Consider the following 16,427-nt stretch of genomic DNA (forward strand, 5'->3'; position numbering starts at 1 on the left):
CCCCCTTTAGTTGAACAGGCCTGCAGCCGAGCCGGACGACCCGCTGGCTGACCCGGACGACGAACTGCTGGTACTGCTCGAGGTGCTCGAAGACGAGGTGCTCGCTGCAGGCGCCACGGTGCTGGTGGTGGCTGCACTGCTGGTGGTGGTGCCAGTACCGGTACCGGTACCCGTGCTGGCGCCGCCGCCGAAGTCGGTCTGTATGTAGTTGAACGGGTTGACGTCGACGGTGTAGGTGGCCTCGTAGCCGGCGGGGGTACTGTGGTAACTGCTACCCAGTTCCGGGTCGAGTGTACTCATGCCCTTGCTGACCAGGCCATTGGTCAGCCCGTTCAGGTCCGCCAGTGAAGTGCCGCTGCTGACCTTGCCGATCGCCTGGTTGATGGGGCTGGTGACCATCGAAGAAACCTGCTGTACCGCGGTACAGACTTTCTTCTGCGCGTATTTCAATACCGCTTGCTGGGCTGCCGCGAAAATGGAGCCCAGGCTCGGGATGGAGCCGGAGAGGTCGAACAGGCTGCCCAGGCCCCCAAAGCAATCCGCCGTGGCGCTGAACAGCGACTCGACATTGGGCGTTGCGGCAGCCAGTTCAGTATGGATTCTCAACGCGTCGTTGATGGAGGCACCGATCGTCCCCTCCTTGGTGCCGTCGGCGCAGTCCTGGGCGTCGGCCTTGATGGCCTCGGCCACCACGGAGCTTTGCTCCGAGAGCAGGGTGCTGGACGTGGAGCCCAGGCTGCTGGTGGCGGCGAACGCCGGCCCGGCCAGCAAAAGCCAGGCACCTAGCACACCCCCCAGCACCGCGCGCTTGCCCACAGATTTGCCCACTGCCACAGCGACAGGGTTCAGTCGTCCGTCATACATCTGCGTAACTCTCCATGATCTGTGAAATCTCGCGCAGCCGCTCTGCAGAGAAAATCTCGCTGAGCAGGTGAGCTTTGCTGAAGGCATCCAGCCGGCGGCGAAATGCCGTGAGGTCAGCGAGTTGTGACAGGTCGCCAGCCAGCAGCGGCGCCAGCGCACCGCTAAACGCGTCGTTGTGCTGTGCCACATAACGGACCAGGTACATGCAGCGCGAAGAGGTGAGGTGGGCCAGGAGCTCGGCAAAGGCCTGTGGAACCTGATGCAGGACGCGTGCATAGGTCTCGACGAACGACTGCAGCTCCTGCATCAGCAACTGGATCTCGAACTGATGCGCCGGGGCATCCTCGTCGAAGTCCACCGCCCAGCGGTCCAGGTGGTCCATGCTCACCAGAAACTTCACCAGCAGGGCATTGCGCGACGATTTCGCGAAATGGCCAAGGACGCCGTGTGCCGTGAGGTCCAGCGAGTCGATGGGCGGTATGTGCGCACCGGCGGTTGTGTATTCGTCCATTCCCTGCACTCGGTTAAAGCATACTGAAATACGCTAAAATGCATCCTGTTTCTAATTCTGTATCAAAAATGCTGGCGTATCAACTTTTTGACATGGGAATTACAAGTGCACGATGTTGGCAAATGGCCACTGTGCAGCGGGCGGTTCGCGCCTGAAGATTCAGTTGGATGCCTTGATTGGCGTGGCTTGCGCGGTGAAGGGTGGCCGCTGATACGCTGCGGAACTTGCTCACTCGGGAGCGGCTCGTGGTGCGTAATCAGCGGCTGAAGCGCAGGGTTTGCGCGAGGTGGGAGAAGGGAGGCCCCGATCAGGAGGAGGGCGGGCCTGACCCTATGGCGTGAACGCCTGCCTCAGAGACTCTGCATGATTCGGCATTTGGGAAATGCCGAGCAGCCCCAGAATTGCTGGCCGGCCTTGGTGCCCGACTTGTAGCTCCGAACCAGCAGGGCGCTGCCGCATTTCGGGCATTGCCGCTCGGCTGTCGGGTCGCTGCGGCGCTTGAGGTTTTGCACATGCGCGCGATGGGTGGCAAGCGTCGGCGCGCGGCGTCCGGCCTGCAGGGCTTCTAACATGGCGTCGACTTCGGCCTCGCTGAAAACCGCTTCCTCGTACGACTTCATGTAACGAATGAATTTGCTGCCTTGGGTGACGTTGGCTGGCATTGCGGTCTTGAACGTGCTGTCACCCACGAAGGTGATGACCGAATGCAGGTGCGTGGCGTCGACGCCCAACGTTGCCTCCAGCGCCTTGAGGTGCTTGTAGTTCTGCCGCAACGGGTTCTGGAACTTGAAAGTGCGCTTGTAGAGTTTCTGCGTCCACTGCGCCTGCTTTTCAGTGCCGAAGATCCAGCCGCTCATGTTTTTGGTTTCCAGCACGAAAATGCCGTACACCGAGATGAACACATGATCAATCTGCGTGGTGCCGTCCGGGGTATCCAGGGTGATGTTGTGCAGGCTGCGATAGACCTGCTCGTCCAGCTTCAGCCAGACGAAGTAGCGCACCAGCAGCTCGCCAAGATACCCCTTGGTCGCGGGCTGCTTGAGTACCATCAGGAGTATGACGAGCGGGACGAACCAGCTGAGGGTGCCCGCGTTCTGGCTGATAACTGCGATGAAGTCCATTTCGAGTTGCTCCAAGGTTCCATGGGGCTGCGGACTTTACCGAAATTGACGTGATGGCACGATGTCATTGCGCAGCAGCGAAAATAAATGAGGTGTTTTCTCATTCTCGTTCGGCCTGTGGATAAGGCCGGAATACAGGCCAGTTGCCGACCCTCCACGGAGCTAGAGAATGAGTTCGACACCGGTACCACAGCGCCATCCATTGAACCGTGCCTTGCACGCTGCAATTCTGGGTTTGGTAGTGAGCAGCCACGCATTGCCGTCGCTGGCGCAACCCTCGGGCGCTGATCAGAACACCCAGATGCAGCAGTGGAACATCCCTGGCGGCGCATTGGCACCGGCGTTGGACCGCTTTGCCCGGCAGGCAGGTATCAGCCTGTCCTTCGATGCGCAGAACGTGGCCAATCGCACGACCCAAGGCGTGCAGGGCAGCCTGGCGCCATCGGCAGCACTGTCGACGCTGTTGCAGGGTACCGACTTGCAGGTCGAGCAGCAGGGCCCGAATGCTTACCTGGTCATCCCCCAGGCAAAGCCTGCCGGCCCGCTGGAGCTTGGCGCCATCGAGGACTATCGCCTGGCGCCGGTCATCATCAATGCCAAGGTCAAGGCCAGCGCCGATGATGACCTGAACTCGGTAGTGGCCAAGGAGCTGTGGGTGGGCGGCAAGGTGGCGACCAGCATCCTCAACACACCCGCGTCCGTGTCTGTGGTGACCAACAAGGAAATGCAGCAGCGCAGCGTCAGCACCACCGAGGAGGCCCTGCAGTACACCCCAGGCGTGGTCAGTGACTTCTATGGCTCGGACGACCGCAACGACTACTTTCAGATCCGCGGCTTCCAGGCGACTACCTACCGTGACGGCCTGACCCTGAGCTCGATGCGTGGTGTGCGCGAAGACCCGTATGCCTACGAGCGCATCGAGATCCTGCGTGGCGCCAACTCCACCTTGTTCGGCCCGGCAGACCCGGGTGGCTCGGTCAACTTCGTGACCAAGCAACCACGCTTCGAGAAGTTTGGCCAAGGCTACGTGACCTACGGCTCCTACGACCATGCCGAAACCGGGATCGATGTAGGCGATGCGCTGAACGACGAACAAACACTGGCCGGCCGCTTCACGGCCAAGATGCAGAACAGCGACCGCGAGTACGACCATTCGCAGGACGATAACCGCTTCGTCATGGGCGGCCTGACCTGGGCACCCACCGACTTCACCTCGGCCACGGTGGTGCTGGATTACCTCAAGACCAACAGCTCGCCGAACAGCGGTGGCTACCCCCTGGACAAGGAGTACGACCGCAGCGACTTCTACGGCGAGCCCGGCTACAACTTCCACGATGTCGAGCGCACCAGCCTGAGCGGCAACATCACCCACGACTTCGACAACGGCTTCACCCTGCGCAGCAACCTGCGCTACAGCGAGCTGAGCGATGACTTCGGCTATGTCTACCTGAGCGACAGCGCCGCGCGCGTCGGCACCACCATCCCGCGCTACGTTTTCGGCACCGACAGCGATGCCGACCAGCTCAACGGCAACCTGATGCTGCAGTACGATGCCCAGTTCGAGCACATCGACAGCAGCACCCTGGTCGGTGTGGAGTACCTGGACTCGAGCACCAAACAGAGCTCGGTATACAGCCTTGCCCCCTCCATCGACATTGCCAACCCAGTGTTCACCGGTGTTCCCGGTGGTGTCACGCCCTACACCCGCAAGAAGAACGACGCCACCACCAAGGCGGTGTTCCTGCAGCAGAACCTGTCGTTCTACGACCGTGTGATCGCGACTGCCGGTGTGCGTAATGACTCCATGGACCTGTCCAGCACCGAATACGTCGGTGGCGTGAACAAGCAAAGCGACAACTTCTCTGAAACCTCATACCGCGGTGCGCTGACCTACATCGTCAACGACGAGGTGTCGACCTACATAAGCATGGTGGAATCGGTTTCGCCGCCTCAGGTTGGCGTTACCCCGCAGACCGGCAGGCAGTACGAAGTGGGCGTGAAATACTCGCCGCTGGGCATGGACGCATTGTTCTCCGCTGCCGTTTATGACCTGACCCAGGAAAACGTCACCATCGCTGTGGTGCTGCCCAGCGGCATTATCGAACAGCAAACGGTGGGCGAATCGCGAGCACGCGGCCTGGACCTGGAAGCCAAGGCCCAAGTCACGCAGAACCTCAGCCTGATCGGTGCTTATTCCTACATGGAGACCGAAGTGCTGCGCGGTTCGCTGTATGACGGCTCTTCGCTCAAGGGCAAGGAATTCACCGTCGCGCCCAAACATACCGCCTCGCTGTGGAGCTACTACGACATTCCCGCCACTGACGTAAGCGTTGGCCTGGGGGCGCGCTATGTCGGGGGGTACTACATGGATGCTGCCAACACCAAGAAAAGTGATGGCACCACACTGTTTGATGCGGCGCTCAACTACAAGATTGCCAAGGGGACAGACCTGGCGCTGAATGTGAGCAACTTGTTTGACGAACAGCATGTGGTGGGGTCGGGGACGGCGGATTACTACAACCCGGGGCGTGAGATTACGGCCAAGGTGAGTTATAGCTGGTAAGGCGGCCAGGGTATGGCACGGGTTGCGCACCTGTTCGCGGGTGAACCCGTGCCCACGGGTGCGCAAGATCCTGAAGCTTGCAATGAACCCCCGTATCTGCAAAGAGACTGACTTTTGAGCCGGTGTTTTTAGACCTTCAAATCGGCGTCGCTAAAACCGTTGCGCTGATAAAAACGCTCCAGCTCACGGGCTTCCGGTTCCCTGCCGGTGAATATCTTCAGGTACTCGGGAATGTAGCGCATGCGCTGGGCCAGGGGTTCCCGGGTTTTCATGCTGATGTAGCCGATTTGCGTCAGGTAGATGGAACGGGCGCGGGTAATCGCAGCATCGTGTTCAAAGCCGAAGCGGTCGAACATCTGCCGCAATGCCTCGACGCGTTGCGCGTCTGCCTGGCCGATTTCCTGCGCCACTTCTGGCGACTGCAGCGCCCAACTGCGCATGGCGAACTCGAATTGCGAGTCGAACAATTCGCTGTTCAGCCAGCAGTCGAAGACGTTGAGAATCGCCTCGGTGATGGACTCGGCATAGGCCTGGGATTTGGTCACCAGGTTGAAGGTGTTCTTGTTTTTCCATTGCTCGATCAAGGCCACGAGCAAGGCATCGCGGTCTTCGAAAAACCAGTAGAAGCTGGTGCGCGACAAATTCAGCTTTTTGGCCAGCGGCATCACTCGCACGGCATCCACACCTGACTCGGTCAGGCTTTCATAGGCCGCATTCAGCCAGCCTTCAAGTGAACCTCGGCCTGCTGCTTCCGCCTTTGAGGTGGTTCCTTTCATGGGCATTTCTTCCCTTTTCAATGTGCGCTTTGTGGCAACTGTACACCATCGTCAAGAGTATTGACACCTGTGTACACAGGGGCATATTGTCGGCGTGCCTGATGACCTGTTTGCGAGACCGATATGAAAAACGATCCGCTACTTCAGCCTTATCGCCTCAAGCATTTGACCCTGCGCAACCGCATCATCACCACGTCCCACGAACCGGCCTACCCGGAAGACGGGATGCCGAAAAAGCTCTACCGGGCCTACCACGTTGAACGTGCCAAAGCCGGCGTAGCCATGACCATGACCGCTGGCTCCGCCGCGATCTCCCGTGACAGCCCACCTGTGTTCAACAACATTCTGGCCTACAAGGACGAGGTGGTCGGCTGGATGAAAGACCTGACCGACGAGTGCCACGAACATGGTGCAGCGGTGATGATCCAGCTCACTCACCTGGGCCGGCGTACCCGCTGGGACAAAGGCGACTGGCTACCGGTGGTGTCGCCCTCCCACAATCAGGAACCCGCACACCGCGCCTTCCCCAAGCAGCTTGAACAGTGGGACATCGACCGCATCATTCGCGACTATGCCGATGCCGCCGAACGCATGAAGGCCGCCGGCCTGGATGGCATCGAGCTGCAAGCCTACGGCCACTTGATGGACCAGTTCTGGTCGCCACTGACCAACGAACTGGAAGGGCCGTACGGCGGCTCGCTGCAAAACCGCCTGCGCTTCACCTTCGATGTGCTTACGGCCATTCGCAAGCGCGTGGGCCCGGAGTTTATTGTCGGCATTCGCTACACCGGGGACGAAGTGCTCGCCGGTGGCCTGCAAAAAGAGGAGGGCTTGCAGATCTCTCAACTGTTGAAAGACAGTGGCATGATCGACTTCCTCAATGTGATTCGCGGCAACATCGCCACCGACGCCGGGCTGACCGACATCATCCCGATCCAGGGTATGCGCAATGCCCCGCACCTGGACTTTGCTGGCGAAATAAAGACGCTGACCGGCTTCCCGACCTTCCATGCAGCAAAAATTCCCGACGTGGCCACGGCGCGTCATGCCATTGCCTCGGGGTTGGTGGACATGGTCGGCATGACCCGCGCGCACATGACTGACCCGCACATCGTGCGCAAGATCATCGAAGGCCGTGAAGACGATATCCGCCCTTGTGTAGGCGCCAACTATTGCCTGGACCGCATTTACAACGCAGGCGCGGCCTACTGCATCCACAATGCCGCGACCGGGCGTGAAACCACCATGCCTCACGAAATACCCAAGGCTGTGCAGAAGCGCAAAGTGGTGATTATCGGTGCCGGCCCTGGTGGCCTGGAGGCGGCACGTGTGGCAGGCGAGCGCGGCCACGAGGTGGTGGTGTACGAGCTGGCGGACAAACCCGGCGGGCAGATTCGCCTGACCGCACAGTCCGAGCGGCGCAAGGAAATGATCAGCATCATCGACTGGCGCATGGCGCAATGCGAGCGCCTTGGCGTGAGGTTCCACTTCAACACCTGGGCAGACACCGCGATTGTGCTCGATGAAAATGCCGACGTAGTGATCGTGGCGACCGGGGGCATGCCGCACACCGAAGTGCTGGAGCACGGCAATCAGTTTCTGGTTTCAAGCTGGGACATCATTTCCGGCGACGTGAAGCCTGGGCGCAATGTGCTGGTGTACGACGATGCGGGCGACCACGCCGGCCTGCAAGCCGCCGAATTCATCGCCCGCAGTGGCGCCAAGACTGAAATCATGACCCCTGACCGCTCGTTCGCGCCAGAAGTCATGGGCATGAACTTGGTGCCCTACATGCGCGCGTTACAGCACCTGGACACCACGTTTACCGTCACCTACCGGCTCAAGGCCGTGGAGAAACAAGGCGACCAATTGCTGGCCACGATCGGCACCGATTACAGCGACCTGACCAAAACGCGCCTGGTGGATCAGGTGGTGGTCAACCACGGCACTCGGCCGCTGGACGAGCTGTATTTCGACCTCAAGCCCCTGGCCAGCAACGAAGGTGCCTTGGAGTACATGGACCTGATTGTCGGCAAGCCGCAAAATGTTCTCAGCAACCCCGAAGGGCGCTTCCAGCTGTTCCGCATTGGTGATGCAGTGGCGTCGCGCAATACCCATGCGGCCATCTACGATGCCCTGCGGCTGGTCAAGGACCTCTAGCTGCCGCATCTCGCCCACAACAATAAAGACAGCCGTCACCAGATTTAGAAACCTTTTAGTTACTGCCCCGAAAGTTGGTCTGACTCAGCGGAGGTTGTTGCATGCAAACGGGTTCTGATTCCATTGAGCTGCTCACGGCGTTAACCGAACGCGACCTGCGCTTTCGCAGCGATGCCAAGGTCACTGAACATGCCATCGCGCCGGTCGACACGGCGTTACTCGATGCGTATGCCGCCATCGATCGCAAAGCCTTGCGCCATTACCGCCTGGAGCGCATTCGCGAGCAACTGCGCGCCCAGGATTACGCCGGCATTCTGTTGGCCGATCCGATCAATATTCGCTATGCCACCGACACCAATAACCTTGGTTTGTGGGTGATGCACTCGCCCAGCCGCTATGTGTTCGTGGCCACCGACGGCCCGGTGGTGCTGTTCGAGTTCACCAGCAGCCGGCACAACAGCGAGCATGTTGAAACCATCGATGAAATTCGCCCGGCGATTCCCTGGCTGTATTTCCTCGCGGGCCCCCGCGTGCAGGAAAAAGCCGAGCGCTGGGCACAGGAGGTGGCGGACCTGATGGCCCGCCACGGTGGCGGCAATCGCCGCTTGGCGGTCGACCGCTGTGACCCTTGGGGCGCGCAGCGCCTGACACACCAAGGCATCGAACTGTTCGATGCGCAGCCATTGATGGAGCAGGCACGCTTGATCAAATCGGCTGAAGAAGTGGCCAGCCACCGGGTGTCCATGGGCGTGTGCGACCTGGCCATTGCCCGGATGCGCACAAGCCTGGTGCCGGGGGTTACTGAAAACCAGCTGTGGAGCATCATGCACGGCACCAATGTCGCGCACGGCGGAGAGTGGGCCGAAAGCCGCCTGCTCAGCTCCGGGCCGCGCACCAATCCGTGGTTTCAGGACGCCACCGACAAGGTCATCAAGGCCGGTGAGATGGTCTGTTTCGACACCGACATGGTCGGGCCCGGTGGTTACCTTTCAGACATCTCGCGCAGCTTCATCTGCCCCGGCAAGGCGCCGACCATGGCCCAACGCGACTTGCTGGACATCGCCTCACAGCAGATCAACCACAACGTCGAACTGCTGCGCCCGGGCCTGTCCTTTCGCGAGTTCGCCGAGCGCTGCTGGCCGGTGCCCCAGCGCTTCGAGCACAACCGCTACATGATGATGCTGCACGGCGTCGGGCTGGTGGACGAGTACCCCAGCGTCGCCTACGCGGTGGATTTCGCCGAGTGGGGGTACGACGGCCTGTTCGAGGAAAACATGGTGGTGTCGGTGGAAAGTTACATCGGTGAGCAAGGTGGTGGGGAAGGGGTGAAGCTCGAAGAGCAGGTGCTGATCAGCGCCAACGGGCCGATCAAACTCTCGCGCACACCCTTGGTCGACGGCGATCGATAGCTGGAGCAAAACCATGAGCAGCATGACTGTGATCGAAACCGCACCCACCTTGGCGCCGCGCCCGGTGGCCAGCGCCGAACCGTTCTTGCGCCTGGAAGGCATTCATAAACAGTTTGGCCCATACCCCGTCTTGCACGACGTGTGTTTTGAAATGAACAAGGGCGAGGTGGTGGCCATTATCGGCCCCAGTGGGTCGGGCAAAAGTACCTTGCTGCGCTGCATCAACCAACTGGAGCCACCGACCAAGGGGCGGGTCAGCATGGATGGCGTGCACATCGAAGCTGGCAAGGCGTTGCCCCGTACAGAGCTGCTGAAGTTGCGCCGGCGCATTGGCATGGTGTTCCAGTCGTTCAATCTGTTTCCGCACCTGACGGTGCTGCGCAACGTAAGCCTGGCGCAAATCCGCACCTTGGGCCGCAGCGCCAAAGAAGCCGACGCCCGCTCCTTGCAACTGCTCGAACGCGTTGGGCTGGCTGACAAGGCCCAGCATTATCCGGCGCGCTGCTCTGGTGGCCAGCAGCAACGGATCGCCATCGCCCGCGCCCTGGCACTGGACCCTGAGCTGATGCTGTTCGATGAGCCGACCTCGGCGCTGGACCCCGAGCTGGGCCTGGAGGTGCTGGCGGTGATGAAAGAGCTGGCCGGCGAAGGCATGTCGATGATTGTCGTGACTCACGAGATGCACTTCGCCGAAACCGTGTCCGACCGGGTGGTGGTCATGGCTGACGGGCGCATCATCGAACACGGGCCGAGCCAGCGCGTGATGCGCGAGCCTGAGCATGAACGGGTGATCCAGTTCCTCCAGGCAGTGAGGAATCGCTGATGAAAGACATCCTGATGATGCTGCTGAACGGCATACCCTGGACCATAGCCGTTACCGTGCTCGCATTCTGTGTCGGCGTAGTGCTGGGGTTTCCCATCTGTGCCCTGCGCATGTCCAGGTTCAAGGTGCTGAGCATTCTGGCTGCCATGCTGGTGCTGACCCTGCGCTCAATCCCCCCGATTGTCTGGCTGTTCTTCATCTTCTTCGGCATCGGTGGCGGCTATATCAGCCTGTCGCCGTTTACCGCAGCGGTGGTTGGCCTGGGGTTGATCACGGCGGCGCACATGTCCGAGGTGTACCGCGGTGCGTTCGCGGCAATTCCCGCCGGCCAGTTCGAAGCCGCCTATGTGCTTAACCTGTCGGCGCCGCAACGGTTTTTCGATGTGGTGTTGCCGCAGTTGGTGCGTATCGCCATTCCCACCTCAGCCACCTACGCCATTGGCCTGCTCAAGGATTCGGCCGTGGCCTCGACGATTGGCGTTGGTGAAATCAGTTTTCAGGCTTACCAGGTTTCACAGCAAACCTTTCAGGGCCTGAGCGTCTACAGCGCGGCGGCGGTGGTGTACCTGGTGCTCAGCGTGCCAGTGGCCTTGTTCTCTCGTTGGCTGTCGGCCACGTTGAAACAGAGGATTGCCCGATGAGCGAACTGCTGACGATGTGGATGCAATGGTTGCCGGAGTTGTGGAAGGGCTTTGTGCTGTCGATGCAGGTCACGGCCGTCAGCCTGGGCCTGGGCCTGGGCGTTGTGCTGGGGCTGTTGCTGGCACTGGGCGTTTCGTCGCCGAGCCGCTGGTTGCGTTACCCCTCCCTGGTGGTGGTGGAACTGGGGCGTGGCGCACCGGCGTTGATCCTGCTGCAGTATTTTTACTTTGGCCTGCCCAGCGTCAACCTCACCCTGACTTCGTTCTGGGCCGCTGCGCTGGCCATGGCGTACTGCACGGCGGCCTACACCAGTGAAATCATTCGCGGTGGCATCGAGTCGGTGGCCGCAGGGCAAACCGAGGCCGCCGAAGTGATCGGCCTCAACCGGTTCGACGCGCTGCGCTTTGTGATCCTGCCTCAGGCCTTGCGGGTGGCGCTGCCATCGCTGCTGGGGTTCTCGATCATGATGTTCCAGGCCTCTTCGCTGTGTTTCACCATCGCCCTGCCAGAAATTGTCAGCCGGGCGTCTTCCATTGGCTCTTCCACGTTCGAGTACATGCCGGTGCTGATACTGGCCGGTTTGATGTATGCCGCTGTCTGCGCCCCGGCGACCCTGGGTGTGGCAGCGCTGGAAAAAAGACTGGCCCCCAGCCAGCCATAACAACAAATCCACTCGCGCCGATTTCGGCTGCTGCTCTCTTATTGCAAAGGTGACGTCATGACTCGCTCATTCAAGCGTTTTACCCGTTGGATGTTCTTGTGCTCGACCTTGGCCGGCGCCCCGTACGCCCTGGCCGAATGCACCCCCGCGAACCAGTTTGAAACCATCACCCCGGGTGTGCTGACCGTGGCGGCGTATGTCTTCCCGCCTTACTCGATACCGGGGCCGAACAACCAGTTGAGCGGCGTGGACGGCGAGATCATCAAGCGCATCGCCGAGCGCGAATGCCTCAAAGTCAAAACCATGGTGGTGGACACGGCAGCCGTCGTCCAGGCAGTGGTGGCAAAGCGCGCCGATGTCGGCATCGGTGATTGGTATCGCACGGCAGAGCGCAGCAAGGCGTTGGGCTTGTCGGCACCCTTGTACCTGGACGTGATGGGCATCATTTCGGATGAGGGTTACACGAAGATTTCCGAACTGGATGGCAAGCGTATCGGCACCGTGCAAGGCTACCTGTGGGTGGACGATTTGAAGAAAGCCTTTGGCGATAACCTGGTGCTCTACCCGAACCCCGTGGCCATGGCCCAGGACCTGGCGTCCAGGCGCATCCAGGTTGGTGCGGACAGCTTCGCGGTGGCCGTGTCTTCGCAGCAGAAGGGCGGCTACCCCGGCAAGAGCATCAAGGTGTCCGAGCCCGATCAACGGGTCAAGGCCACGCTTGAGCCCGGGCAGAGCGCCTTCCCGTACACCAAGGCCAACGCCGCCCTGGGCGAGGCACTGGGCAAGAACATCCAAGCCTTGCACGCCTCGGGCGAAATCGCAGAAATCCTCGCCTCGTTTGGCCTGGACCGCGAGGCTGCAAAAGTGGGTGAGCCCAGGATGATTCAGTAAAGATGACTAACTGAACGACCCAAATCCTGTGGGAGATTGCCCAGCCCTCCGGGCAGCGCTGTCGCGCAGAGAACAAGGCCCGTGAGCGCGCCGCATACCCTGTGGGAGCGGGCGTGCCCGCGAAGAATCCAACGCGGTGGTTGGCACCGGCTGTGCCGGTGTTCGCAGGCAAGCCCGCCCCTGCAGGTTTTCAGCCTGCGGCACACCTACTATCCGGGAACACTGAAACCATGGACGACGAAAACCCCGAAAAGCGCCTGTCCCTGACCGATGCCACCACCTTCGCCCGACAGCTCTGCCTGGCCCACGGCGCCAGCTACGCCGTGGCCACGGCGCTTGCCAACGCCACCGTATCAGCCCAGGCCCATGGCCAACACGAACTCGGTTTCGGTCATTTACCTGACTACCTCAGCGGCTTTGCCACCGGCCGAATCGCCAAGGCTGCCGAGCCCATCGTGACCCAGGTCGCGCCAGCCATGATCCGCTGCGACGCGGCCCGAGGCATCGCACAACTGGGGTTCGATCGCGCCTTCCCACAGCTGTGCAGCAATGCGCATCAACTGGGTATCGCCCTGTTTGCGCAGTTCAACGCGTTCACCTGCGGCGAGTTGGGCTATTACACCCGTCGCCTGGCGCGCGAGGGCCTGGTCGCGTTGGCGTTCACCAATGGCTCACCGCTGCTCACCGTGGCCGGCCAGAGCCGACCGCTGTACTCCACCAACCCCATCGCATTTGCCGCCGCCAGTGACACGGGGCGGTTACTGGCGATTGACCAAGCTAGCAGCGCCACGGCTTACGTGAACCTGCTGCGGGCCGCTGAAGCGGGAGAGGCGATACCGGCAGGCTGGGCGGTTGATGGGCAAGGCAATGAAACGCGCAGCGCGCGGGAGGCACTGCATGGAACGTTGCTGGCGTTTGGGGGCGGTCGTGGGGCCAATATTGCGTTGATGGTTGAGGTGCTTGCGGCGGGGGTGACGGGGGCCAATTGGTCGTTGGATGCAGCGGATTTCCGTGCTGGTAGCGAATCCCCTGGGGCTGGGATGCTGGTGATTGGTATTGCTCCCAGGTTGCTGGATGAGTGCTTTGCTTTAAGGCTGGGCGAGCAGATGGCTCGGCTTGAGGCCTTGGGGGTTTACTTGCCGGGGAAGGGTAAAGAGCAAGCTTATGCTCGAGCGGTCTGTGAGGGGGTCAGCTTGCCGGTAGCGGCGTACGATGCGTTTAGGGGGCGGGTGGGGTAGGCATACCCTTTGCTACTGGCGACCAGGCTAGAAAACGCTGAAGGGCAGCAGTTGCGTTGGGAGTGCCTAGCAGGTTGGCGTGTTCGGACTGCAGGTGCCGGGGTAATTTGAAGCCGGTCGGTATCTATCTGTTTTGGCTGGTAAATAATTTTTTGGTCAACTTGCTTGGAATACCAGTTGGAACGCTGCGTTGTCTGGATTCCGATGGACGGTGCTTTTTGAGAACCGCCCCCGAAAACGAATCGGGGCCGAATCTATAAAGCAAATGGTCATCCTGTTGATCGTTGCCCCTGCGCTTGTCGGTACAGGGGCTCTTAGCAAACGATACCGTCAATGATTGCCGTGTTGGCTAAGCCGACTCTCGAAGTATTGCGCCGTCTCTTTGTCGGTGCAGTACAGGTAGCAACCCTTCATCCCCCGTGTCATCAGGGTTCGGTATGTATTTTTGATGATCAGGTCTGTTTCACTTTTCGCGAGGGTAGGTTGCTCTTTCATCATTTTTTTCCAGCCGCGAATCGATTTATCGTGCTTGTCGCGCTCATCCGGGGATGTCATTACCTGACCGTCACGCACGACCAGATCTGGTCCGATAATTACCCCGACGTAGTCGACTTCCAAACCTTGGCAGGTATGAATGCAGCCAACCTGCTCGATGGAGTTTTCAGCGATGATCCATAGGCTGCCATCCTGATCCAGATTCCATTGGCGTTTGTAGTCACCAATCACGATATCAGCAGCGGTGGGGTCTTTCTTGCTCAACCAAGGCCAGCAATAGCCCGCGACCACACGAGCTTTGTTCCCGTGGTTTTTCTCGTTGATTGCGTCATGCATCGCCTGAGGTGAGTCGAACACCTTAAACTCGTACTCTTGGGTCTCAAGCGTCGGATTTGCCGTCGAGCGAATGCCTAGCGTGTCATCCAGCCATGCCAGGTAACCGTCAGAACCACTGCAGCGAAACTGCGAAGACAGCACGTGTTCTTCAACCACCGCACCCTTGGCTTTCGCAAAGGCGCGAATCGCCTGCTTGCTGCCGATATCGCTCAAGGTTACACGCTGGTCCTCATCAATGAAGAAAATGGAGCATTTCGCTGAGTCAATCAGCTCCTTGATCTGGTTCTCCCCAAGGTTTCCATAAAGCCCGCTTTTCTCATTCAGCCGGTGAGCCTCGTCCACGATAAGCGCATCGAATGTGTTGGGCTCAGTGTCGATGAATGCCCCTGAGCCTGAAAAGAAATTCGAGAAATGGCTACGCTTGATGGTGCCAACCAGTTTGCTTTCGTAGACCTTGCGAGGGGCGGCATTCTTGGAAACGTATTTGCTCATCAGCTTCAATTCGGTGAGCTTCACCAGCAGATTGATAGCCAGAACAGTTTTTCCGGTGCCCGGTCCACCTTCGATGATCATCACCTTGGGTGCTTGGTCCGAGGCCTCGCTTGCCGCCGCTAGCACCGACTCAAAAATTGCTTTCTGATCGTCAATCAATACGAACTCGGGTTTGCCTTTCATCAACCCCGCGAGGGCTTCGGCTAGCGCCTTGGATGGGCGAATTTTTCCTTCGGACAGCTCGTACAGCACCTCTTTGTTGTCGCCATGGCTTATATGCTTTTTCAGAAAAGTTCTGAGTTTACTGAGCTCTTCCGGGCCTTTCAGAAACAGCGGAGCCTTGCTGATGTGGGGCTCATAGTGGGCTGAATCTATAACCCCGTCGCTGACGTAGTTGTGGAGGTAGGCACACGGACGGATTTCGATGCTTTTGTCATACACCGCCTCGTTAAAGCCTTCCAGCAGCGCTGCATAGGACCAGACCTGATAGGACGGGTGAATGGTCTCAATGAGGCCGCCACCCAATGCCGTTTTGACGATGGCGTCTTTGGTTGTGGCGTTGGCCTTACTCCATTGCTTCAGCTCAATCAGAACGGCCTTTTTTGCCTGGTTTTCGTCGCGACCGGTGAGTAGAAAGTCGATTCGCTTTGACGACTGCGGAATGTGCAATTCAATGGCCAGGCCTGCATCGCTCGGGAGGCCCTCATCTCTAAGGACCTTGGCCATGTACGTCAGGGACCCTTGCCACGACCTGATTTCCGAGGAGCCAACGTTCTTGCCGGTAGCTTCCTTGTAGTGCCTGAGGATCACCTCCTCAATGTCATCGTTATCGTTGTCTTTAAGAAATTGCTGTTTGGTCGCAGCGTAAACGATCACGGGTTGTCCTTAGGTGCGTGTTGGTCAGAGTTGGTCGTACTTTTTGCTGGTGCTTTTGGCTTTATCTACGGGGTATTTCTGGCCATTCGAGGCGAGTTTCTGTGTCACCGCCTCGTTGAGGTCAATGCCAAGTACGCTGCTCAGGCGAACCAGGTACATCAGTACGTCCGCCAGCTCATCCTTGATGGCTTGGCCGATTTCGGGATCTGTTGCGGCGGAGATCGAATCGGCATCGCTCATCCATTGGAAAATCTCGCACAGCTCGCCTACCTCGCCAGTGAGAGCCAGGATGAGATTCTTGGGGGAGTGGAACTGCTGCCAGTCGCGATCATCTGCGAACCGCTGAAGGGATGCGGCGAGCTTCACTACGTCAACGAGTGGCGTGGATGAGCTATCTGAGTCTCTCACGGGGTTATCTCTTGAGTATCGGGCGGCAAAAAAATCGTAGGAAATCTGACCTTAGATTGTAAGAGTTTTCGCTGCTTGCGCAGCTTTTTTGTGTTTTTTCTCACACCCTCTCTGCATCTCTAGATGCTTTGAGGGCTAAGTAGGCCGCGACGACCACCATG

General features: G+C 59.5%; 14 protein-coding genes. 8 read left to right on the forward strand and 6 right to left on the reverse strand.

Features of this window, described 5'->3' with window-relative positions; all coding sequences use genetic code 11:
• Positions 1-6: 6 nt before the first annotated feature.
• The 3 genes from OO258_RS14780 to OO258_RS14790 all read right to left on the reverse strand — a co-directional run bounded on the left by OO258_RS14780 (position 7) and on the right by OO258_RS14790 (position 2,496).
• Complete coding sequence (locus OO258_RS14780; RefSeq protein WP_266031207.1) at positions 7-864, reverse strand: hypothetical protein; 858 nt, start codon at positions 862-864, stop codon at positions 7-9.
• The gene (locus OO258_RS14785) at positions 857-1,375 is read right to left on the reverse strand and encodes a type IV secretion protein IcmW (RefSeq protein ID WP_266031209.1); all 519 of its coding nucleotides are present in this window, start codon (positions 1,373-1,375) and stop codon (positions 857-859) included. Before OO258_RS14785 ends, OO258_RS14780 begins: the two co-directional genes overlap by 8 nt.
• Before the next feature lie 350 nt (positions 1,376-1,725).
• The gene (locus OO258_RS14790; RefSeq protein WP_266031211.1) at positions 1,726-2,496 is read right to left on the reverse strand and encodes a nuclease-related domain-containing protein; all 771 of its coding nucleotides are present in this window, start codon (positions 2,494-2,496) and stop codon (positions 1,726-1,728) included.
• A 169-nt stretch (positions 2,497-2,665) separates the two neighbouring features.
• Between OO258_RS14790 and OO258_RS14795 the strand changes: the two genes are divergently transcribed.
• On the forward strand, positions 2,666-5,059 hold the full coding sequence (locus OO258_RS14795; protein ID WP_266031213.1) for a TonB-dependent siderophore receptor: 2,394 nt from the start codon (positions 2,666-2,668) through the stop codon (positions 5,057-5,059).
• A 128-nt stretch (positions 5,060-5,187) separates the two neighbouring features.
• On the opposite strand, the gene OO258_RS14800 is transcribed toward OO258_RS14795, so the two are convergent.
• On the reverse strand, positions 5,188-5,835 hold the full coding sequence (locus OO258_RS14800) for a TetR/AcrR family transcriptional regulator (protein WP_266031215.1): 648 nt from the start codon (positions 5,833-5,835) through the stop codon (positions 5,188-5,190).
• A gap of 123 nt (positions 5,836-5,958) precedes the next feature.
• On the opposite strand from OO258_RS14800, the gene OO258_RS14805 reads away from it, so the two are divergent.
• The 7 genes from OO258_RS14805 (at position 5,959) to OO258_RS14835 (ending at position 13,659) form a co-directional block, all read left to right on the forward strand.
• Positions 5,959-7,995, forward strand: coding sequence for an NADH:flavin oxidoreductase (locus OO258_RS14805; RefSeq protein ID WP_266031217.1), 2,037 nt, complete (start codon positions 5,959-5,961; stop codon positions 7,993-7,995).
• Positions 7,996-8,096: 101 nt separating this feature from the next.
• Entirely contained in the window at positions 8,097-9,404 is a 1,308-nt protein-coding gene (locus OO258_RS14810; RefSeq protein ID WP_014592431.1) for a M24 family metallopeptidase, read from the forward strand.
• Between the two features lie 13 nt (positions 9,405-9,417).
• Positions 9,418-10,227 carry an amino acid ABC transporter ATP-binding protein gene (locus OO258_RS14815; RefSeq protein ID WP_004576155.1) on the forward strand — a complete coding sequence of 270 codons (810 nt, stop codon included), beginning with the start codon at positions 9,418-9,420 and terminating at the stop codon, positions 10,225-10,227.
• The gene (locus OO258_RS14820; protein ID WP_004576156.1) at positions 10,227-10,868 is read left to right on the forward strand and encodes an amino acid ABC transporter permease; all 642 of its coding nucleotides are present in this window, start codon (positions 10,227-10,229) and stop codon (positions 10,866-10,868) included. The genes OO258_RS14815 and OO258_RS14820 overlap by 1 nt, the downstream gene beginning before the upstream one ends.
• Positions 10,865-11,530, forward strand: a complete 666-nt coding sequence (locus OO258_RS14825; RefSeq protein ID WP_266031220.1) for an amino acid ABC transporter permease — start codon at positions 10,865-10,867, stop codon at positions 11,528-11,530. Before OO258_RS14820 ends, OO258_RS14825 begins: the two co-directional genes overlap by 4 nt.
• A 57-nt stretch (positions 11,531-11,587) precedes the next feature.
• Positions 11,588-12,421, forward strand: a complete 834-nt coding sequence (locus OO258_RS14830) for a substrate-binding periplasmic protein (protein ID WP_004576158.1) — start codon at positions 11,588-11,590, stop codon at positions 12,419-12,421.
• A gap of 230 nt (positions 12,422-12,651) precedes the next feature.
• Entirely contained in the window at positions 12,652-13,659 is a 1,008-nt protein-coding gene (locus OO258_RS14835) for an Ldh family oxidoreductase (RefSeq protein WP_266031223.1), read from the forward strand.
• 330 nt (positions 13,660-13,989) lie between these two features.
• Here OO258_RS14835 and OO258_RS14840 read toward each other — a convergent pair whose 3' ends face one another.
• Complete coding sequence (locus OO258_RS14840) at positions 13,990-15,858, reverse strand: DUF2075 domain-containing protein (RefSeq protein ID WP_266031225.1); 1,869 nt, start codon at positions 15,856-15,858, stop codon at positions 13,990-13,992.
• A 24-nt stretch (positions 15,859-15,882) separates the two neighbouring features.
• Positions 15,883-16,266: a nucleotide pyrophosphohydrolase gene (locus tag OO258_RS14845; protein ID WP_266031227.1), complete on the reverse strand. Its 384-nt coding sequence runs from the start codon at positions 16,264-16,266 to the stop codon at positions 15,883-15,885.
• Positions 16,267-16,427 lie beyond the last annotated feature (161 nt).

This window comes from Pseudomonas sp. DCB_BI, assembly GCF_026240995.1.
GTDB lineage: Bacteria > Pseudomonadota > Gammaproteobacteria > Pseudomonadales > Pseudomonadaceae > Aquipseudomonas.

Coding starts and splice junctions, on each gene's coding strand:
- OO258_RS14780 (WP_266031207.1), bottom strand. CDS start 864: ATGTATGACGGACGACTGAACCCTGTCGCTGTGGCAGTGGGCAAATCT.
- OO258_RS14785 (WP_266031209.1), bottom strand. CDS start 1,375: ATGGACGAATACACAACCGCCGGTGCGCACATACCGCCCATCGACTCG.
- OO258_RS14790 (WP_266031211.1), bottom strand. CDS start 2,496: ATGGACTTCATCGCAGTTATCAGCCAGAACGCGGGCACCCTCAGCTGG.
- OO258_RS14795 (WP_266031213.1), top strand. CDS start 2,666: ATGAGTTCGACACCGGTACCACAGCGCCATCCATTGAACCGTGCCTTG.
- OO258_RS14800 (WP_266031215.1), bottom strand. CDS start 5,835: ATGAAAGGAACCACCTCAAAGGCGGAAGCAGCAGGCCGAGGTTCACTT.
- OO258_RS14805 (WP_266031217.1), top strand. CDS start 5,959: ATGAAAAACGATCCGCTACTTCAGCCTTATCGCCTCAAGCATTTGACC.
- OO258_RS14810 (WP_014592431.1), top strand. CDS start 8,097: ATGCAAACGGGTTCTGATTCCATTGAGCTGCTCACGGCGTTAACCGAA.
- OO258_RS14815 (WP_004576155.1), top strand. CDS start 9,418: ATGAGCAGCATGACTGTGATCGAAACCGCACCCACCTTGGCGCCGCGC.
- OO258_RS14820 (WP_004576156.1), top strand. CDS start 10,227: ATGAAAGACATCCTGATGATGCTGCTGAACGGCATACCCTGGACCATA.
- OO258_RS14825 (WP_266031220.1), top strand. CDS start 10,865: ATGAGCGAACTGCTGACGATGTGGATGCAATGGTTGCCGGAGTTGTGG.
- OO258_RS14830 (WP_004576158.1), top strand. CDS start 11,588: ATGACTCGCTCATTCAAGCGTTTTACCCGTTGGATGTTCTTGTGCTCG.
- OO258_RS14835 (WP_266031223.1), top strand. CDS start 12,652: ATGGACGACGAAAACCCCGAAAAGCGCCTGTCCCTGACCGATGCCACC.